The sequence below is a fragment of the Mucilaginibacter sp. P4_D1 genome (assembly GCF_056401935.1).
The window spans coordinates 85057-104514 of sequence record NZ_JBFUIJ010000005.1 but is presented as its reverse complement, the minus strand read 5'-3'; the positions used below and the strand labels follow the sequence as shown (position 1 = coordinate 104514).

The 19458-nt window shown below is 42.6% G+C and carries 19 protein-coding genes; 9 read left to right on the top strand and 10 right to left on the bottom strand.

The window, feature by feature from the left end; translation table 11 throughout:
- Positions 1-52: 52 nt before the first annotated feature.
- From AC1DV1_RS07205 to AC1DV1_RS07195, 3 genes are all read left to right on the top strand, one after another.
- On the top strand, positions 53-928 hold the full coding sequence (locus AC1DV1_RS07205; protein ID WP_477357023.1) for an AraC family transcriptional regulator: 876 nt from the start codon (positions 53-55) through the stop codon (positions 926-928).
- A gap of 13 nt (positions 929-941) precedes the next feature.
- On the top strand, positions 942-1346 hold the full coding sequence (locus AC1DV1_RS07200) for a DUF983 domain-containing protein (protein WP_477357021.1): 405 nt from the start codon (positions 942-944) through the stop codon (positions 1344-1346).
- Positions 1347-1421: 75 nt separating this feature from the next.
- Entirely contained in the window at positions 1422-1571 is a 150-nt protein-coding gene (locus AC1DV1_RS07195; protein ID WP_477357019.1) for a hypothetical protein, read from the top strand.
- Between the two features lie 105 nt (positions 1572-1676).
- Here the strand turns inward: AC1DV1_RS07195 and AC1DV1_RS07190 are convergent, their stop codons facing one another.
- Complete coding sequence (locus AC1DV1_RS07190) at positions 1677-2006, bottom strand: hypothetical protein (RefSeq protein WP_477357017.1); 330 nt, start codon at positions 2004-2006, stop codon at positions 1677-1679.
- A gap of 810 nt (positions 2007-2816) precedes the next feature.
- Between AC1DV1_RS07190 and AC1DV1_RS07185 the strand changes: the two genes are divergently transcribed.
- From AC1DV1_RS07185 to AC1DV1_RS07165, 5 genes are all read left to right on the top strand, one after another.
- On the top strand, positions 2817-3677 hold the full coding sequence (locus AC1DV1_RS07185) for a sigma-70 family RNA polymerase sigma factor (protein WP_090466905.1): 861 nt from the start codon (positions 2817-2819) through the stop codon (positions 3675-3677).
- Positions 3678-3896: 219 nt separating this feature from the next.
- Entirely contained in the window at positions 3897-4199 is a 303-nt protein-coding gene (locus tag AC1DV1_RS07180; RefSeq protein WP_477357015.1) for a hypothetical protein, read from the top strand.
- A 2-nt stretch (positions 4200-4201) separates the two neighbouring features.
- The gene (locus AC1DV1_RS07175; protein ID WP_477357013.1) at positions 4202-4867 is read left to right on the top strand and encodes an ATP-binding cassette domain-containing protein; all 666 of its coding nucleotides are present in this window, start codon (positions 4202-4204) and stop codon (positions 4865-4867) included.
- 57 nt (positions 4868-4924) lie between these two features.
- Complete coding sequence (locus AC1DV1_RS07170; protein ID WP_477357011.1) at positions 4925-5905, top strand: aspartyl protease family protein; 981 nt, start codon at positions 4925-4927, stop codon at positions 5903-5905.
- 1 nt (position 5906) lies between these two features.
- A complete protein-coding gene (locus tag AC1DV1_RS07165) occupies positions 5907-7352 on the top strand; it encodes a hypothetical protein (RefSeq protein ID WP_477357009.1) in 1446 nt (481 codons plus the stop codon).
- A 634-nt stretch (positions 7353-7986) separates the two neighbouring features.
- Here AC1DV1_RS07165 and AC1DV1_RS07160 read toward each other — a convergent pair.
- Both AC1DV1_RS07160 and AC1DV1_RS07155 read right to left on the bottom strand, forming a co-directional pair.
- On the bottom strand, positions 7987-8937 hold the full coding sequence (locus AC1DV1_RS07160) for an aldo/keto reductase (protein ID WP_477357007.1): 951 nt from the start codon (positions 8935-8937) through the stop codon (positions 7987-7989).
- Positions 8938-9141: 204 nt separating this feature from the next.
- Positions 9142-11376: an FUSC family membrane protein gene (locus AC1DV1_RS07155; protein WP_477357005.1), complete on the bottom strand. Its 2235-nt coding sequence runs from the start codon at positions 11374-11376 to the stop codon at positions 9142-9144.
- Between the two features lie 196 nt (positions 11377-11572).
- On the opposite strand from AC1DV1_RS07155, the gene AC1DV1_RS07150 reads away from it, so the two are divergent.
- Entirely contained in the window at positions 11573-14146 is a 2574-nt protein-coding gene (locus AC1DV1_RS07150) for a phosphoenolpyruvate carboxylase (RefSeq protein ID WP_477357003.1), read from the top strand.
- Between the two features lie 144 nt (positions 14147-14290).
- On the opposite strand, the gene AC1DV1_RS07145 is transcribed toward AC1DV1_RS07150, so the two are convergent.
- The 7 genes from AC1DV1_RS07145 to AC1DV1_RS07115 all read right to left on the bottom strand — a co-directional run bounded on the left by AC1DV1_RS07145 (position 14291) and on the right by AC1DV1_RS07115 (position 19377).
- Positions 14291-14728, bottom strand: a complete 438-nt coding sequence (locus AC1DV1_RS07145; protein ID WP_477357001.1) for a carboxymuconolactone decarboxylase family protein — start codon at positions 14726-14728, stop codon at positions 14291-14293.
- Positions 14729-14808: 80 nt separating this feature from the next.
- Positions 14809-15381, bottom strand: coding sequence for a Crp/Fnr family transcriptional regulator (locus AC1DV1_RS07140; RefSeq protein ID WP_477356998.1), 573 nt, complete (start codon positions 15379-15381; stop codon positions 14809-14811).
- Positions 15382-15712: 331 nt separating this feature from the next.
- Complete coding sequence (locus AC1DV1_RS07135; protein ID WP_477356996.1) at positions 15713-16135, bottom strand: SRPBCC family protein; 423 nt, start codon at positions 16133-16135, stop codon at positions 15713-15715.
- Positions 16136-16152: 17 nt separating this feature from the next.
- Positions 16153-16476, bottom strand: coding sequence for an ArsR/SmtB family transcription factor (locus tag AC1DV1_RS07130; RefSeq protein ID WP_477356994.1), 324 nt, complete (start codon positions 16474-16476; stop codon positions 16153-16155).
- 351 nt (positions 16477-16827) lie between these two features.
- On the bottom strand, positions 16828-17487 hold the full coding sequence (locus AC1DV1_RS07125; RefSeq protein WP_477356992.1) for a YdeI/OmpD-associated family protein: 660 nt from the start codon (positions 17485-17487) through the stop codon (positions 16828-16830).
- Between the two features lie 82 nt (positions 17488-17569).
- Positions 17570-18106, bottom strand: a complete 537-nt coding sequence (locus AC1DV1_RS07120) for an RNA methyltransferase (RefSeq protein WP_477357248.1) — start codon at positions 18104-18106, stop codon at positions 17570-17572.
- A 104-nt stretch (positions 18107-18210) separates the two neighbouring features.
- Positions 18211-19377, bottom strand: coding sequence for a galactokinase (locus AC1DV1_RS07115; RefSeq protein ID WP_477356990.1), 1167 nt, complete (start codon positions 19375-19377; stop codon positions 18211-18213).
- Between the last annotated feature and the right edge of the window lie 81 nt (positions 19378-19458).

Here is a 19458-nt window from a genome sequence, read left to right as displayed (position 1 = left end):
CAAACTATGTACAGTACCATTAAAGCGATGGTATTGTGTGTAGCTTTGAATCATGATACAAAGCATTCCCGTTTATGATATTTGTTCCTTGTCTGACGTAAGGCAGGATGATTTGCTGGTAAGCCGTTTTGCACCGTATCTTGATGCTCATAAAAATCTTTTTTTTCCGCACCGGCATTCGTTTTATCACCTGGTACTATTTACCCACGGTGCCGGCACACATAGCATCGATTTTGAGCGTTTTGATGTAAAGCCGGGTCAAATATACTTTATGGTGCCGGGGCAGGTTCACTCCTGGCATTTTGAGGGTTTTACCGATGGTTATATCATCAATTTTTCGGAAGCTTTTATCCAGTCGTTTTTATTACAGCCGGGTTACCTGGATAGTTTTTCGTTTTTTAACGGCAATTTAAAGGATGCCGTGGTTAATTTACCTGCCGATACTTTTGCCACCGCAAAAGAGCTGTTTGAACAAACTATTCACGAAATAATGAAACCTGCGCCATCGGGCAGCGATATGGTGCGCCTGCTGATGCTACAGATATTTATCCATGTAAACAGGCTTAATTCCAATCCGGTTGGTACTGGTAAACTAACCTATAATCAAACACTGCTCAAAAACTATCAAAAATTAATTGAACAGCATTATGCCGATATTAAGCTGCCAAAAGATTATGCCGAATTGCTTTATATCACCCCAAATCACCTTAACGCGGTTTGTAAGGATCTGTTAGATCTATCGGCAGGCGAACTGATCCGTAACCGCACTTTGCTGGAGGCTAAACGCTTGCTCACCAATCCACAGTTGAACATCAGCGATATCTCGCTCAGGCTGAATTTTAGCGACAACTCTTATTTTACCAAATTTTTCAAAAAAACAGAAGGCGTTACCCCCGAAGAGTTTCGCAAACAAATATTAAAATCTTAAAACGGATAACATCATGGAAAATACCCAATATAAAATAGCGGCCTGGCCGGCCATAGTGCACGCCAAATGCCCCCGTTGTCGCCGGGGCGACTTGTTTGCCAACAGCATGTATGGCTTTAAAGGGCAGGTGATGAACAAAACCTGCGCACACTGCGGCCTCGTTTATGAACGTGAGCCAGGCTATTTTTATGTGGCCATGTTTGTGAGTTACGCCTTAAATGTTGCCGAGATGGTTACCCTTGCAGTTGCCATTAGTGTTTTAACTGGCAGCAGCAACCCATGGTTATATTGTGGTATTATATTAAGTGTGGCTGTGGTATTGTCGCCTTTTAATTTCAGGTATTCAAGGGTGGTGTTGTTGCATTGGCTAACTCCGGGTTTGCATTATCATCCCGAAATGAGCAAGGATAATTTGTAAACCATTAAACCAAGCGGTGCGCTTTCTGTCAAAATTATAACAGTCCACATTTACCGTGACTTTAATTTTTGAGTTATGAAAGCGAGAATAGAAACCATAAAGACCGACATGTACAAAGTATTTGTAACAGGTAATGCTGATAACGTGCAATTAGCCAAAGCGTATTTTTTATTGGCAATTCCGTTGCTTACTGTATTTTTCACCCTCGGCCATTTTAAGTATTAATATGCTGCACGGCAGTGTATAAAAACAAGGCAGCCGGCACATTACTGTACCGGCTGCTTGCAACTGTTTCCCTAACTAAATTAAACTAAAATTAACTGAATCGAACTATTTGAATTTTTGGGGCAGACTAAATTGATTAAATGCCATTTGAAAATTACCCAGGTACGAATACTTTTTATAGGCGTGAAGCATATTTTCGTTATTTGCATAATAAATATATGAAGGTGTAGTTTCCTTTACATTGGTAAGTACAAACGGCCCTGTTTGGTTGGCAGCCATTGTTGAATCATGTGCCGGGTTTTCGCTACCTGGCTCTGGTGATGTAAATTCGTCTGTTTGCGATTGAATCTGCGGATCGGATGCAAACACACTGGCACATGCCAATAACACGAGTGATGCAATCACGAAGAATAAAAAATGGTAAAATAATTTCATAGCGATAGGCGATTAATATCAGGACTAGGTATTAAATAAATGTTACATCAAATATACGGCTTGACAATTAAAAAACACACGGTGTTTTCACTGAAAATGCATACGTAGTTTTACGCAATTTTCAAGAGAAATTAGGTTTTATTGATATATTTTATAGTTAATACCCTCAGATTTTAAATTCTTTGTAACATACCTATTACAATTGAGCCATAAAACCCTCATCTGTTCTGGAGCGCCCTGGCACGTCAAATAGGTGCCAGCTTGTGGCTTGGTACCACTGAAGTCCTGCAAATTAACATCAGTGCTTGCTGATGCTATGGTTTAGATTGGGAGTATGCTTAACAACAGACATTGCCTAAATAACAAGTTGGCAAAAAGATAAACCTCAAACGTTTAAAACAATTTAGGCGCCCCACAAATGTTTAAAAACAAAAACTGAATCAACCGACAACTTTTCGTCGAAAGAAGCTTCTCAAAAATATGAACGGTTAAGTCAAATCAACACCATATCCGGTTGTAAATAAAATGGGATATCGGCACAAAAAACGTGCTCTAAAACTGTTAAATATAGATAGTGTTTTACGAACACCACAAAAACCATACCGCTTGCCTGTTTCCGTAGTTTTTATACAAAAACAGAATAATTCATCATTGTTGAATTATTAATTGATTGTAAATCAATATATTAAAAAAATTATCTATAGCTTATTTTTTTTGAAAATACACCGTACAATTGTAATTTTTTACAACAATTTTATAACTTTGGTCGTTCTGTAGTAAATAAAAAAGTACAGAGAGGTTTATAAATAGATGAGACAACTCAAAATAACGCAATCCATTACCAATCGCGAGTCGCAGTCGCTTGACAAGTATCTACACGAGATTGGTAAAGTTGATCTGATAACAGCCGAAGAAGAAGTAATATTAGCCCAAAAAATCCGTGAAGGCGACCAGGCCGCTTTGGAGCGTTTAACCAAAACCAACCTGCGCTTTGTTGTATCCGTTGCTAAACAATACCAAAACCAGGGCCTTACACTGGGCGACTTGATTAATGAGGGCAACCTGGGCCTGATTAAAGCCGCTAAACGTTTTGATGAAACCAAGGGTTTCAAATTCATATCCTATGCCGTTTGGTGGATCCGTCAATCCATATTACAGGCTATTGCCGAGCAATCGCGCATTGTACGTTTGCCGTTAAACCAGGTAGGCTCATTAAGTAAAATAAGTAAAGCATTCTCCAAACTGGAGCAGGAGTACGAGCGTGAGCCATCGCCCGAAGAACTTGCCGATATTTTGGAAACCACTGTAGATAAAATATCTGATACCCTAAGCAATTCTGGCCGCCATGTATCTATGGATGCCCCCTTTGTACAGGGCGAAGAAAATACCTTATTGGATGTACTGGAAAACCAGGAGCCCAACACAGATTCGATCCTGATCAATGAGTCGTTATCCGAAGAGATTAAACGTTCCCTTTCAACCCTAACCGAGCGCGAGCGTGAAATTATTGTGCTATTCTTTGGTTTGGGCACCAATCACCCGCTTTCGTTAGAGGAAATTGGCGAAAAATTTAACCTTACCCGCGAACGCGTTCGCCAAATAAAGGATAAAGCCCTGCAACGTTTGCGCCATACGTCAAGGAGCAAAATTTTGAAATCGTATTTGGGGTAGTTGAGCAGAGTCAAGAAATAAGAACCAAGAATTAAGATATATAAGGCCAGGATTGATTTAACTACTTAAGTCCCGGCCTTTTTTATGGGAGAAACGAATCGCATCGCATACATCCCTCAGCAATTGCACCCCATAATTACAAACCTGCAACAATTTAGTCTCCGTAAAATTTAATGCTCAAATTGCCGTTACATAGCTAACCTGTCATAGTTAGCTCAAATGGTAAAATCAATAAAAATAGGGTGGTACTTTTATAAACCGTTAATGGTATGGTGTATACTGGCTTCGCTGGCTTGTTTATATTACCTTACCTCGCACCAACTGAATGTTCCGTTCGTTGTACTATGTAAGCTGGTTAGTTACGCCGCCATACTTGGCGTGCAGTACCTCAATTTTAATGCGGTGCAAACCTATTTCTATTTTCGCAATGCCGGCTATAATATCAACCTGCTTTACTTATCCGTATTCGTCTGCGATTTTGCCGCTTTCATCATTCTTTTATCCTTATCAACTATCCGTTAAGTTTGGAGCCACTCATTTTAAAAACCGATAGCGTACAACTGGAGTTCGGCGGGCGCAAAATACTGCAGGATGTTTACCTGGAGTGCAAACAAGGCGAAGTATTGGGCATCCTGGGCCGAAACGGCTGCGGCAAATCATCTTTATTACGGATTATATTTGGCACGCTCAGCCCTGCCTACAAACACGTAAGCATTAACGGCGAATACATCAAAAAGGGTTATAAAAATATGCGCGTGGCGTACCTGCCCCAACACAATTATCTGCCCAAAGGAATCAAAATAAAAAAGCTGGCTGCAACCATTATCGACGATCGGTTTTGGGACGATTTTTCGGCTCATCCCATCTATGAAAAATACGCCGAAAAAACTATAGCCGACTTATCGGGCGGCGAACTGCGGCAACTGGAAACACTGATGGTTATTTACAGCAAAGCCGACTTTATTTTGCTTGATGAGCCTTTCACCCACATCTCGCCCATACAGGCCGAGGCTTTTAAAGAAATTATCAGGAAATGCGCCAAAATAAAAGGCATCATAGTAACCGATCATCAATATTACAATATCCTGGATGTAAGCGACAGGATTATCCTGATAACCGATGGCTACACAAGGCCAATACGCAATAAGGATGAATTGGTTACGTATGGCTATGTGAGCCATATTAATTAAACACCACCCCATGTAACATATAAGCATTTGGCACTGTCTACTACCTAAACAACCACGATGCCCCGGCCTTACGTATATTTGATAGTTTTGTTATTTGTTGCTTGCTGGCAAAAAGGCGAGTGCAGCATAAACACAGCCATCAACGGCATCACCTTCAAAAACGCCAAACGCGGACCCGATCCAGACCCCTCGGGCGATTTTAATACACTTATAGTGCCTATAAAACGGGCTGGTAATCTTATCCTGGTAGAAGCCCAGATTGACTCCGTTGCAGGCAATTTTGTGCTGGATACCGGCGCGCCTTACCTCGTTTTAAACGCTACCTACTTCAGGTACATGCCCGTTATAGCCGACCAGGAATCGGCGGGTTTAAATGGTAATGCGCCCGGCGCATTCACTACCGAAGTGCGCAATTTCAGCATCCTTGATTTGCATTACCCGCGCCTTACGGCCGATGTAACAGATCTTTCGGCCATCGAAAACGGGCGAAACATTAAAATACTGGGCTTATTGGGTACCCGGCTGTTTAAAAAATTTGCCATTACTGTTGATTTGTTCAGGAATACCCTGTACATCCACAAACTGAATGACGACGGTGAAATACCTGTAAATGAAAAAGTATTTCATAATCCATGGATGTTTACCTCGTTTAATTACACCAATGATGTCATGTTTATAAAGGGCGTTGCCAATAACACGCCCTTGTGGTTTGCATTTGATACCGGTGCCGAAACCAACCTGATGGATTATGACAGGGTGCGCAAACTATTGCCGGGGATGGCAGTACTCAACCGTACAAAAACTACCGGCATTGGCGGCTCATCATTCGAGGTGATTTACGCCAGGTTTGATACGCTTACGGTTGGCGGCCGGCGGTTTGTGAAAAACCGGGTGCTGTTAACCAACCTTGATAAAATGGGCAAAGCCTACGGGCACACTGTTGATGGGATACTTGGCTTTGATTTTTTTATCCGTGGTATCTTTAGCATCAACTTTGTAAAAAGAGAATTTGAAATGTACATTTACACTAACCAGTAGTATGAAAAAGTGCAGATCGGTTTTAATTATTTTTTTGTTGTTTACCTGCTTCTCAATTGCAGCAAGCGCGCAAACACGCAATTCCCTTGTGTTAGGTAAAGATCATTTGATTATGCTGCTTGATCTGCATTCGTCAAAAACACAACTGGATAGTGTTTTAAAAATCGCGGGTATAAAAAAGCCAAACGGCGCTGCTATTTTAAAGGGCGATTTCTCGTCATTGGCCAAAGACGGATGGAACATTGGTAAACGCGATAAAAATATGGTTAGGTTTGACAGGTCGCTTACCGATTTAAACCTGAACCCGCAAAACCCACCCTACCGGATAACCACCAACCTCGCCGGCAATATTGACGCCCCCGCGGGTATGCCGGGCTATCCTGCCGATGAATTATACGGCTTAAACAAGTTTATGCGGCTTACGGTATATGAATTACCATCGGGTTTAACACGCTTTTACCTGCCCGGCTATTTAAGCGCCAAGCGCGTTTTATTATCTGGTAACTTTAATAATTGGAGTACGCTGAAGGGTGTAATGGCAAAAACCGATAGCGGTTGGGTAAGCGATATAAAACTGTCGCCGGGGGTATATGAGTACAAATACATCATAAATGGCCGTTGGCAGCACGATAAAAACAACCTGCAGCAACACCCGGATGGTTTTAGTGATGTAAACTCGGTTTACTACCGCGTTAATCATATCTTCAGGCTTAATGGCTTTACAGGTGCCCATAAAGTTATGGTAGCCGGTAGTTTTAATAACTGGAATACCGATAATATCCCGCTACAAAAAAAGGACGGCGGCTGGGAAACCAAACTTTACCTGCGCGATGGCACCCATACTTATCGGTTTTGGGTAGATGGCCAATGGTACGCCGATCCGGCCAACCCGGCGAAAGTGAAAGATAACGAAGGGCATATTAATTCGGTGTTAAACCAGGGCGAGGCGGTTAGCTTTAAACTTGATGGATATAAAGATGCTAAAGCCGTTTACATTGCCGGAAGCTTTAATAACTGGAAACCCAATGAAATAAGCCTCCGGAAAACGGCTACCGGCTGGGCCATACCTTTAATGATTCCGGCGGGTAACTACGGCTACAAATTTATTGTTGACGGAAACTGGATAACTGACCCTAAAAACCGCCTTTATGCTATTGAGGGCGGCGTAAACAATTCCTTTATTGCCGTTAAACCTAATTATACGTTCTGGCTCAAGGGGCACGCCAACGCCGGAAGCGTGCACCTGGCAGGCAACTTTAATGATTGGGATCCATCGGGTTTCACCATGGCGCACAATGCCGACGAGTGGGTAATAAGCCTGTACCTTAAACCTGGCAAATACCGGTACAAGTTTTTGATTGACGGCAACTGGATTCTTGACCCCGCCAATAAATTATACGAGCAAAACGAATATAATACAGGAAATTCTGTTCTGTGGGTGGAGTGAACTGTGGGTTGTGAGTTGTGAGTTGTGAGTTGTGAGTTGTGAGTTGTGAGTTGTGAGTTGTGAGTTGTGAGTTGTGAGTTGTGAGTTGTGAGTTGTGAGTTGTGAGTTGTGAGTAAAATAGACGGTAAGATAATCAAAATCCAAAAAATCACGAAAGATTGTTTCCTGGTTCCAGGGCAAACGCATCTAAATAGTTAACGGCGATAAGCTGTATTTAATAATAGCTAACGAAATAAGCTTATGTCGTCGGGAAGATAGAAGCATTAAACGACACCTTGTTTTTATTGGCTGATCCTGGTTAAATGATCGAGGTACCGAAAGGTCTTGAATTGGTCAACAACAGGCACAAATATTTGGATGTGCCTAAATTGCGCTATCAGTTTAGTGTTAACCATGATTAAAGTATAAGACATTGTATATCAAGTGTTTGCAAATATTTTATCTGAAATGTGTTAAGTTATGTTAACCCAATTAGATGCGTTTCCCCTGTTCCTGGTTCATACAAAATATGGCTGTAGCAGTTTGTGCTGATTAGAGTCGCTTAACGAAAATTGCCGGCAACGCTCCGTAATCTGTTGGTTTTACGGGTGTTGTCGGCAATCTGTGTGCAATACAATCTCTTGTTCTGCAGCAATTAATAGGCGCTTGCCGTCGTCAATAATTCAATAGCCTCATTGCTTAGTTGCAATGTAGCTGCTTCGGTAAGGTCTTTTAATTGGGGGATATTGGTTGCGCTTACAATTGGGGCAGTTACCGTTGGCCTTGCTATTAGCCAGGCTAGTGCAACAGCGGCAGGTTTGGTATTGTATTGCGCCGATACCTCATCTAAAGCATTGAGAATGCGTAAGCCCCGCTCGGTAAGGTACTTTTTTACCATGCCCGCCCGTTTGCTGCCTTCCAGGTCGGCCTCAGAGCGATATTTGCCGCTTAAAAAACCACTCGCTAACGAAAAATAGCTGATAACGCCAATGTTTTGTTCTTTGATAAATGGTTCAAACGTTGTTTCATATTTTTCCCTGTCAAACAGGTTGTATTCGGGCTGCAGGCTTTGGTAGGCGGTTAGTCCTTTTTCTCGGCTCACTTTGAGCGACTCATGCAGCCTTTCTATCGAGAAGTTTGATGCGCCTATGGCCCTTACCTTGCCTTCCTTTACCAATTGGTCAAACGCGCTTAACGATTCTTCAACCGGCGTACCTGCATCATCATAGTGCGATTGGTAAAGATCAATATAATCGGTTTGCAGCCGGGTTAATGAAGCTTCGGCCGCTTTTATAATATAATCCTTTTTAAGCCCTCTTTTATCGGCCGATAGTTCGGCCCCAACCTTTGTGGCTATAATTACCTTATCGCGTTTGCCGCTTTGCTTAAGCCAGTTGCCAATCTCGGTTTCCGATTCGCCGCCCTGGTTGCCGGGTGCCCATGCTGAGTAAACATCGGCCGTATCAACAGCGTTAAAACCTGCATCTAAAAAAGCATCCAGCAGTAATGCCGTGCCGGTGCCCTTAACTGTCCATCCAAACACATTGCACCCAAAAATCAAAGGAGCTGTTTTAATACCCGATGAGCCTAATTCGCGTTGTTCCATAGCATAAATTGTTAAAAAACTTATATGCTGATAAAAGTGCCGGGGTGGGGTAATTGTTTGTCAGGGAAATGAAATAGTTGTGATATTAGTAGCAAGTAGTTAGTATCAAGTATCAAGACTGGAGTTGTGAGTTTTCATTGTTAATTCGACATTACTGGTGCCAGCTTGTGAGGACACAAGCTGCGGGAAAAATCTTGCTACTAGCTACTCGATACTAATAATACTATCCGTCACCTTCGCAATGTCGTAGCTTATTTTGTTGATGAAGCCCAGCTGCTCTTTCAGCAGGTTTTCGTCGGCGGTAAGTTCGGGCTTTTCAACTTCGGGCAATGGGGTTTTGCCAACAGTATACTCAATATTTTGGCCATGCAGTTTTTTATTACTTTCGTTAAGTACCGATATGTTTTTTTTGAGTAACCGCAGCGCTTCGGGGTGTGGCCGCTGCGCATTTTTTACCAGGCCGGCCTGTATAACGGCTATATATGATGATAAAATATGGTTGAGTACTACAAATTTGTGCACTTCCTTAACGTTACGCTGCTTGCTTTTTGGCTCGGAGGTCATACGCTCAAAAGCGGCCGATAAGTTGGCCGATTTTACATAGATATCTTTACGGGCCAGCTTGTAGGCTGTGGTACCTATAGTTTTGCCCGATAAACTTTCGGCAATGGTAACCAGGTACCTAATATTGGCTGTTACAACATCGCGCAGGGTTTCTTCAATTATCTCAAACTCCCAGGTTGGGAAAATAAGGTAGCTGGCAATAAAGGCTATGGATGAGCCTATTAATGTATCCAGTATGCGCTCCTGTGCAATATTTAACAGGCCTACGCCTAAAAATTTAAACAGGATAAGTACATAGGGTGTCATGAAAATAACGCTTACCACATAGTTTAGCCGTTGAAAACTATAAGCACCCACCATAAATATGGTAAGTAAAATAAATTGAACGGTGCTATCGGGTATAAAGTTCAAAATCAATATCCCCATTGCGCCGCCGCCTATGGTACCTATAAGCCTTTGATAGTTGCGTTGTTTAGATAGGCTGAACCCTGGTTTTAATATCACAATAATGGTTAACAATACCCAATAACTATGATGGCCCTGCGCTATGGTTTTGGCTGTTATAAAACCAACCAAACAAACCAATGATACCCGCAGTGCGTGTTTAAAGGCGCCCGATCCTAAAGTGAAGTTATCAAAGAAAATATGAGGGGCGTAATCCTGGTGGGTTACAAACTGGGAGTACTCCACTTCGCCCTTTATTTCGGTTGATTTTAATAAGGTTTTTGAATTATAGTAGTTATAAATATTGTTAATGCTTTCGGTAAGGTTGCGCAGGTTGATGAGCACCTTTTTTAGTACCAGGGTGCTGGTTTCCTGCTGATCTTTCCCTATGGCATCTATTTTTAATTTCAGCTTTTCAAGCTCTACATTAAAATCCATTACATGGCGGTGGCGGGTGTTTGATAATACAATATAGGCTACATCATCCAGTTCGTCGGCCATGTGGTGAATAATGCGGGCTATCTCGTTCAATACGCCGGTATCCTTAAACCTTTCGCGCATCTGGTAGTAATCATAGTGCGTGGCCATTATTTGCTCAAACATATCTACCAGGTCAACAAAGGTTAAAACCAGGATGCGGCTTGATGGGGTTGATTCCCTTACCACCAGCCTGCTTTTAAACAGCATTTCGCGTACGGCATCCTGGTGCTGGCTTACCTGTATCTGTTGCGATACCAGCTTGCGGTAATTATCGTCGATATCGCTATCGGGGTTGTAAAACTCGGCTTTGATGCGCAAAAATTTGGCAATATCGGCCACATTTTCACCAAGGGTTTGCTGTGCAGCCCGGTAGGGGCGGATGCCAAAAAAAATAAGGCTGAACAACATATACCATACACCACCGGCCAGTATCTGCAGGCTGTACAGTAAAACTGCTGATGGGGGCAGGGCCTTATCCATCATAAATATCATAATGAGCAAACTGCAGGTACCTACCGATGCGGCCCTGTTGCCGTAAACCGTAAACATGCTGAACAGGAAAGAGAATAAAGTAATCTCGATACCCAGGGTATAAATATTCAGGCGTGCAAAACCGGTAGTAACTGCTACAATGAACAGGCACAAATTACCAATGGCCATTGCGTTGCGCTTGTGTGTTGCCGGGCCTGGGTTGTCAATAACACAAATGCAAAGCGCCCCTAATGATAAGGTAAGCCCAAGATCAAATTGGCCAAACTCCAGTAACAAAAGCGATGGCAACAGGATGCCGGCCGAGATGCGCAAACCATCAGAAAAGTACTGACTGTAAAAAAAACTGTTGATTTCGCGGGTGTTAAATTTCATTATTTTTTGTCCGTTTTTACCGGCAATAAAGCTACGATGAATACTTTTATGATTGATTTTTTGTTGAAACAGATATTCTGTTTTCATTTACGCTTTTTTTACACTCAAAATGTACTGCAAATTTACAATAATTAAATATTTCGACCTGGTTTTAGTAAATATGGCATTAATACCAGTTTTTTGTTAGTAATTATCTATTTTTTGCCAAAAATGAATTAAATTCACCCCCGGTATTGTGGCCCGCCCTTTACCCATCAATTTTAACCCTCAATTTATTTGTGCTATGTCGTTAAATTTAAAACTCAGTCAAAGGGAAACAACTTTTAACAGCGAAGTTGTAACCCGTTTTGAGTTGTATAACAGTTTATTCCAAACCCTGCCGTTTTACCAGGTAAAGGATACCGGAATTTTGCTGCCCTTTTTCAGCTCGCATTGCGAAAAAGGCGCCGCAATGAACGCATCGCCTACAGATATTATTGAAAGCTTTTTCAAAAAGTACGTACCTGATATTGATCATCGCGAGCAAATTAACCGTATGTTCCGTTTTATACAATATATAGAACGCCAGGTGGTTTTGTTTGATGCCATTGAAGATTCGTCATTTAATAAAATAGGTAAGTTTGATGATACCGGCACCCTGCAAAGCTTGTTGCAGCAAGCCGCTATAAGCGATGATACCCGCAAAAACATTAGCGAGAAACTGAAAGATTTTTCGTTAAGGCTGGTACTTACTGCCCACCCAACCCAATTTTATCCGGGCACAGTGCTGGGTATCATGACAGATCTTATCGAGGCCGTAAAAATTAACGATATCCCTACTATTGATGTATTGTTACAACAGTTGGGCAAAACGCCCTTCTTTAACAAAACATCGCCAACGCCGGTTGATGAGGCCATCAGCCTTACCTGGTTTTTAGAGAACATATTTTATTATGCCGTATCGGGCATCCAATCCAAACTGGAAGAGGAGTTTGATATTGACACCACTAACCAATTGCTTGAAATGGGCTTTTGGCCAGGCGGCGACAGGGACGGCAACCCCAACGTTACCACCGAAAGTACCAAAGAGGTAGCCAGGTATTTAAGGCAGCGCTTGTTCAGGTGCTACTACAGGGATTACAGGGTGCTTAAGCGCCGCATCACTTTCCGCGGGGTAGAAAAACCGATGGCCAAGCTGGAAAAACTGATTTACAGGAACGCCAATGAAAACCATGCAGACCCCAAAGACCTGCAGGCCGAACTATTGGATTTGCTGCAAACCATTAAACACACCCTGATAACCGACCATGATGGCCTGTTTAAAGATGTTGTAGAAAACCTGATTCAAAAGATCCGACTGTTTGGTTGCTATTTTGCTACCCTGGATATCAGGCAGGACAGCCGCGTACTGCGTAATGTTTTTGATTATGTAACCTCGCAAACTGAAACAGGTGTTGTTGCAGGTTATAATAATTTTGAAGAAAAGGAAAAGCTTGAAGCGCTTCCATTTAATGAGCTTGATTATCATCGTGCGGAAGATGCAGATGCCATGACCTGCGATACGCTGGACACCATCAGGCTGATAAAACAAATCCAGCACAGCAACGGCGAAAAAGCCTGCCAGCGTTTTATTATAAGCAACTGCCAGCGCGCATCAGACATTTTACAACTGATTGACCTGTTTTTATGGAGTGGATGGAAAAAGGATGAGCTGAAAGTTGATTTTATGCCGCTATTTGAAACCGTGAACGACCTGGCCAATGCCGGCGAGATTATGGAGCAGTTGTACACCCACCCATATTACGCAGAGCATTTAAAGTTACGCGGCCAAAGGCAAACCATCATGCTCGGCTTCTCCGACGGAACTAAAGATGGCGGCTACCTGATGGCCAACTGGAGTATTTATAAAGCCAAAGTTGAAATGACGGCCATTGCCCGTAAGTACGGCATTAGCCTGGCGTTTTTTGATGGCCGGGGTGGCCCACCGGCACGTGGTGGTGGTAAAACACACCGGTTTTACGCCTCAATGGGTAACGAGATTGCTAATGAGCACATCCAGCTTACCATCCAAGGTCAAACCGTGAGTTCGCAATATGGCTCTGTGGAAACTGCAAGGTTTAATATGGAGCAGTTGCTTAACGCGGGTATTATCTCGGCCCTGCACCCTAACCGTAAAGATTTGTTAGATAACAGGCACAAAACCCTGATATCGGAAATGGCCGATGAGAGTTACTCACTTTTTATGGCATTGCGAGAGCATCCGTTGTTTTTAGAATACCTTGAAAAGTTTAGTCCGCTCAAATTACTATCAAAAATAAATATCAGCAGCAGGCCAACCAAGCGTGGCGGCGGCGGGCCAATGAAACTGGAAGACCTGCGAGCCATCAGTTTTGTAACCTCCTGGAGCCAGCTTAAACAAAGCATTCCGGGTTTTTACGGCGTAGGCACATCATTAAAAAAGATGAAGGACGAGGGTAAGTGGCAAGAAATTCAGGAGCTGTACCAAACATCGGGTTTCTTTAAAACCATGCTTGACAACTGTATGATGTCGATGTCAAAATCTGATTTCAGGGTTACCGCTTACCTCGAAAAAGACGAGAAGTTTGGCGAGTTCTGGAAAATGCTGAAGGAAGAGTTTGTACTTACCCGCGCCATGTTACTAGAGTTAACCGCCAGTACCGTACTGATGGAGGAATACCCCGTTGAACGTAAATCAATCGCCATCCGCGAAAAAATTGTATTGCCGCTGGTTATAATGCAGCATTACGCCCTGCAATGCTTAAATAATTGCGAGGACGAAGAACTAATCGAAATTTACCGCAAGCTGGTTATTAGAACGGTTTACGGGATAGTGAATGCGGGAAGAAATTTGGCATAGAAGCCCCTCTAAATCTCCCCTGAAGGAGAGACTTTAAAAACAAAACGGCGAGATTTTCAAAAAAGTCTCGCCGTTTTATTTTACATCATAAAAACTCATCTGCTAATTAAAAGTCTCCCCCTTCAGGGTAGATTTAGAGGGGGCTTACAAACCCGGCTCCATCCCGGTTGATATAGCAAACCTGTTCCATGCGTTTATGGCGATGATAGCAAGGATTACCTGTGCTATATAAGCTTCATCCAAAACCTTTGCAACAGCTTCATAGGTAGCATCAGATACATGATGTTGTATCAGGGTTACCTCTTCGGTTAAAGCAAGGATTGCCCTTTCTTCTTCAGTAAAAAATGGTGTTTCGCGCCAGGCGTTCAGGGCATAAATACGTTGCTCGGTTTCGCCGGCTTTGCGGGCGTCTTTGGTATGCATGTCTATACAAAAAGCACAGCCGTTTATTTGCGATGCGCGGATTTTGATCAGCTCGCGGTGGGTTTTGCTTACTATGCCTTTAGCAACGTATTGATCAAGGTTTAATAATATTTTGTAGGCTTCCGGGTCGGTTTTACCGATACTTACTTTTGTTTTCATTTTGTGTTGTTTTAATACCCCAAAGGTGGCAACAAAACAGGCCTCAAAAAATGAATCAAGATTAAGAAAATACAGAATAGCTAAACTTTTTTCGCCCTTATTTTACTCATAAACTGCGGAGTAAAACCCAGGTACGACGCCAGCATATATTGAGGCACACGCTGCATAAATGCCGGGAACAGGCTGCTGAAGTGGCGATAGCGTTCCTCGTCGCTCATGCCGTAAATGTATTTGATACGTGTTTGGGTTGCGCTAAAAGCCCGTTGTTGTACTATCCTGAAGTAACGTTCCAGTTTAGGCACAGTTTCAAAAAGCTCCTCCTGTTTGTTTTTGCTGATGCTGATAACTTCCGTGTTCTCAATCGCCTGGATATAGTAGTAGGAAGGGCGGCCGCTTTCCAAACTGTCAAAATCGGTCATCCACCAATTTTCAATGGCAAACAAGGTAGTTTGTTCATTCAGTTTTTTATTGATGAAATACAGGCGCAGGCAACCCTTGCTTACAAAAAAAAGCTCTTTACAAACACGTTCCGGTTCCAGCAGGAATGTTTTTTTCTTAACCACTTTTACAGTTACCGATGTATTAATCAGCTGTTCCTCATCCGCGGTAAGCTGAACAAATTTTTTAATATGGTTTGTAAGGGTAGATTGCACATACAATTATACAGGTTAATAGTTGATTACAAAAGGGATGACAAAGACTTCCGAAGTTTAACTCGATAATATTGTTTTTGGCTCGTTGAGGGCTTCGCCGTTTTAAAACTTCGGAAGTCTGGCAGAGAAATATGTTGTTCATTTCCCATTCCCGCGATCTGTGTCCTCACAAACCGCTATCCGATTGCCCGTTGGTTTGAGCAGGTTGCTCCGAATATATACAGGGTAGATGCCTGGGAGGACACAGGCATCGGCAAATGGTAATAGGTTGTTTTTGCTTCCCGCGGTATGTGTCCTCACAGACCACTATTCCAATGCCTATCGTTTGAAATTATTTTTCCAGGTATCCTTTCAACGATATGCCAGTAATATGTGTCCAGCCGGCCACAAAGTTTTCGCGTTTGAATGATGGTATATTGGGGAAGGTTTCCAAGCCTGTATGCGTAAGTTTAAGGCGGGTTCCGTCGCCTTCGGGGAATAACTCCCAGGTTACTTCCGAATAGCCTTCATAGCCATCGTATGTCCAACTGTGGGTAATTTTGCTGCCGTCAACCACCTCGGTAACCTTACACTTGTGTAAAAACTCCTTGGTGCCGTCGCCGCCTGTAAATTCAAACTCAAAGCCAACTACGGGTTTAAAATCGGCTAATTTAAAATACCAATCCGCCATTTTATTAACATCGGTAATAGCTGCCCAAACATTGCTGATGGGGGCTTTGTAAATGCGCTCAATTACAAARGGTTCTGTGTTCATAGCTTTTTAATTTTTGTTTATATCGATGGTGTATTTTGTTCGTTGGTTAAAAATGCGTCAAGGGCATCCAGCTTGTTTGTCCAAAAACGACGGTACTGTTCGGCCCAGTCGGTAACTTCTTTCAATTGCTTCAGGTCGGCCCTGCAGTAGCGTTCGCGGCCTTGTTGCTTAATCACCAGTAAGCCGCATTGCGTCAATATTTTGATGTGTTTGGATACCGCGGGTCGGCTCATGTCAAAGTTATCGGCCACAGCGTTCAGGTTCATGCTTTGGTGGGCAATCAGGTTAATGATCTCGCGGCGTGTAGGATCGGCAATGGCTTTAAAAACGTCTCGGTGCATATGTTAAAAACGGCTATATGAAACCATTTGGTTACAAATATATATGAAACCAAATGGTTACGCAAGAGTTGGCTGAAAAAAAATGTTATGACGATTTTTTTCGGAGTATTACCGCATTATAAAAAAGCTATATATAACTCTTGATAATACCGGGGAACCATCAATGTTAATTGAATTCCGATGTTAAAATCGAGTTTGGATTACTATCACCACCGAAGGTGCATAACAGGTTAGCTATAGGGCGTCGGGAGGGGTTTCGAGAGGAGTGCAACTGTGCATCAACGGTATATGAAAAGGTAGGTTATGAAAATATAAATTATTGATTATTAAATAATTGAAAATTTAAAACAACTATTTGTCAGACGGGTTTTTCTTTTTGTTCAATAGCATATCTATCATTTTGGCCAAACGTTCGTCGCGGGTTTTTTCCTGTTTGGCGGTTAGTATCCAAAGCACATATTCTTTTTTGTTACTGTATGATAGCTGCTGGTACCAGGCCATTGCCGGGGAATGTTGTTCAATGGCGCTTTTTATATAATCGGGTAGGGTAACAATCTTATTATCAACATCAATATAGGCGCTGTGCTCATTGTTGCGAATGCCATCATTGCGTCCTTCGGATACTTTTACCTTATCCTGCGGGCGAAAACGCAGGGCAGTCCACGTTTCATTTATTGCGGCAGATGCTACCGGGCGCAAGCCATAAACGGACGGTTCGTTCCAGCTGCTCATCATCTCTAGGTCGGCGGGGATTTTAGAAGTCTTTTTGGGATAGATGATCCAGAAAACAGCGTCATCATTTAGTACAGGGGCAATTGCTTTAAGTTCGGATGCCAGTTCCTGGCTGTTGGTTACAAATAAAAGTATCCCGTTAAAATTTCCGGTTGTATTGAAAGCAATTTCGACATCACTGGGCAGCGGCAGTAAGCTATCCAGGAAATTAGCCGGTGAATTATGCAATAACCAACGCGAATTGGGTTTTATCTGGAGCTTTTTGGATAGAGGATTCATGATTAGTATCAAGTAGTTAGTATCAAGTATCAAGATAAAAGAACTGTTGTTACAAACTTAAAAGAAAACCATGAATCATGGTCTATGAACGAATAGCCAGCTTGGCAAAAAAATCCCACAGCACAATACCAGCTGATACTACGATATTGAACGAATGTTTTGTGCCAAACTGGGGGATTTCGATACAGGCGTCTATGGTTTGCATAACCTCGTCGCTTACGCCGTTTACTTCGTTGCCAAATATGAGGGCATACTTTTGTGTGGCATCGGGGGCGAATTCATTGAGCATGGTGCTGTTTTCTGCCTGCTCAATGGCAATAATAAGGTAGCCTTCGCTACGCAATTTTTCAATAGCTTGCAGCGGGGTTTCGTAATAAGTCCAGTTTACGGATAGGGTGGCACCCAGGGCAGTTTTTTCAATTTCGCGGTGCGGGGGCTGGGCGGTGATGCCGCAAAGACAAATTTGCTCAACAGCAAAACCATCTGAAGTACGAAAGATGGAGCCGATATTGTGCATGCTACGCACATTATCCAACACTACGGCAACCGGCAGTTTGGCTTGTTCTTTAAATTCATCAACCGAAGCCCGGTTTAGCTCATCTAATTTTAATTTGCGAATCTCCATGGTGGTTCATTAGTTCCTTGGTTCATTAGTTCATTGGTCTTTTATGACGGGTTAATGAACTAATGAACCATTGGAGCGCAAAAGTATCGATTAATAGCTTAAATAACCACTTCGTTTAGCAAGCCCACGCCATTGCCTATTAATGAGCTATATACCGATGGTGCGTAACCTATTTTGCGGGTATAGTATTCGGTAACGCCTTTGCTATAGTCTTCAAAGGCATCGCCTTTTACTAAGGCTATTGCACAGCCGCCAAAGCCTGCGCCTGTCATGCGGGCTCCGGCTACATTGGGATTGGTTTTACTGTATTCGGCAACGGTATCCAGTTCAATACCGCTTACCTCGTATAAATCGCGCAGCGAATCGTGGGAGGCATACATCAGGCGGCCAAATTCATCCAGGTTGTTGCCGGCTAATGCTTTGGCTGCAAGTTTTACCCGGTCGTTTTCTTCAATAACGTGTTTGGCGCGTTTAAGTACGGTAGGGTTGGTAATAAGGTGCTGGTATTTGCCGAAGGTTTCGGCATCGATGTCGCATAAGTAGTTGATGTTCAATTCCTGCTGTAATGCTTTTAAAGCGGTTTGACACTCTTCTACGCGTTCATTGTATTTTGATTCGGCCAGTTTGCGGGGCTTGTTGGTATTGATGATGGCCAGCACGTATTCGCCCAGGTTACTGTCAACTGCTTCGTAATCAAGGGTGTCGCAGTTCAGCATCAGGGCTTTGTTTTTTTCGCCAAAGGCAACTGCAAACTGATCCATAATACCACAGTTTACGCCAATAAAGTTGTTCTCGACAGATTTGGACAGTTTAACCAAATCAAGTTTGCTGTAACCGCTATTAAAAATATCATTCAATGCGAAAGAAGTTACCACCTCGATAGAGGCCGACGATGACAGGCCCGAACCGATGGGGATATCACCATAAAAAAGCATGTCAAGGCCTTGTAAATCATGGCCTTCCTGTATAAAGCTGTTGATTACACCAATTGGGAAATTAAACCAGGTTTCGCCCACTTTTTCGTAGGATGCCTGTAAAGGGGTATCTTGTTGCTCGCTAAAATTTAAACTTCTGAAACGGAAAACCCCATCCTCATTGGGCGACGTTAACAGGTAAGTACCAAAAGTGATGGCACAGGGCATAACCAGGCCCCCGTTATAGTCGATATGCTCGCCGATAAGATTTACACGCCCTGGTGAAAAATAGGCGTTGTCGGCTTCTTTATTAAAGATGTTGATAAATTCCTGGTGCAGATTATTCTTCATTATTAGGTTATATTACAATTGGGAAACAAATATTGTAAAAATTGTCAAGTTTACATTTATAAATTTAAATTAATTTCAAAA

What these genes read in the sequence shown, in the direction of transcription:
- AC1DV1_RS07205 (WP_477357023.1), top strand. Translation starts at nt 53, where the DNA reads ATGATACAAAGCATTCCCGTTTATGATATTTGTTCCTTGTCTGACGTA.
- AC1DV1_RS07200 (WP_477357021.1), top strand. Translation starts at nt 942, where the DNA reads ATGGAAAATACCCAATATAAAATAGCGGCCTGGCCGGCCATAGTGCAC.
- AC1DV1_RS07195 (WP_477357019.1), top strand. Translation starts at nt 1,422, where the DNA reads ATGAAAGCGAGAATAGAAACCATAAAGACCGACATGTACAAAGTATTT.
- AC1DV1_RS07190 (WP_477357017.1), bottom strand. Translation starts at nt 2,006, where the DNA reads ATGAAATTATTTTACCATTTTTTATTCTTCGTGATTGCATCACTCGTG.
- AC1DV1_RS07185 (WP_090466905.1), top strand. Translation starts at nt 2,817, where the DNA reads ATGAGACAACTCAAAATAACGCAATCCATTACCAATCGCGAGTCGCAG.
- AC1DV1_RS07180 (WP_477357015.1), top strand. Translation starts at nt 3,897, where the DNA reads ATGGTAAAATCAATAAAAATAGGGTGGTACTTTTATAAACCGTTAATG.
- AC1DV1_RS07170 (WP_477357011.1), top strand. Translation starts at nt 4,925, where the DNA reads ATGCCCCGGCCTTACGTATATTTGATAGTTTTGTTATTTGTTGCTTGC.
- AC1DV1_RS07165 (WP_477357009.1), top strand. Translation starts at nt 5,907, where the DNA reads ATGAAAAAGTGCAGATCGGTTTTAATTATTTTTTTGTTGTTTACCTGC.
- AC1DV1_RS07160 (WP_477357007.1), bottom strand. Translation starts at nt 8,937, where the DNA reads ATGGAACAACGCGAATTAGGCTCATCGGGTATTAAAACAGCTCCTTTG.
- AC1DV1_RS07155 (WP_477357005.1), bottom strand. Translation starts at nt 11,376, where the DNA reads ATGAAAACAGAATATCTGTTTCAACAAAAAATCAATCATAAAAGTATT.
- AC1DV1_RS07150 (WP_477357003.1), top strand. Translation starts at nt 11,573, where the DNA reads ATGTCGTTAAATTTAAAACTCAGTCAAAGGGAAACAACTTTTAACAGC.
- AC1DV1_RS07145 (WP_477357001.1), bottom strand. Translation starts at nt 14,728, where the DNA reads ATGAAAACAAAAGTAAGTATCGGTAAAACCGACCCGGAAGCCTACAAA.
- AC1DV1_RS07130 (WP_477356994.1), bottom strand. Translation starts at nt 16,476, where the DNA reads ATGCACCGAGACGTTTTTAAAGCCATTGCCGATCCTACACGCCGCGAG.
- AC1DV1_RS07125 (WP_477356992.1), bottom strand. Translation starts at nt 17,487, where the DNA reads ATGAATCCTCTATCCAAAAAGCTCCAGATAAAACCCAATTCGCGTTGG.
- AC1DV1_RS07115 (WP_477356990.1), bottom strand. Translation starts at nt 19,377, where the DNA reads ATGAAGAATAATCTGCACCAGGAATTTATCAACATCTTTAATAAAGAA.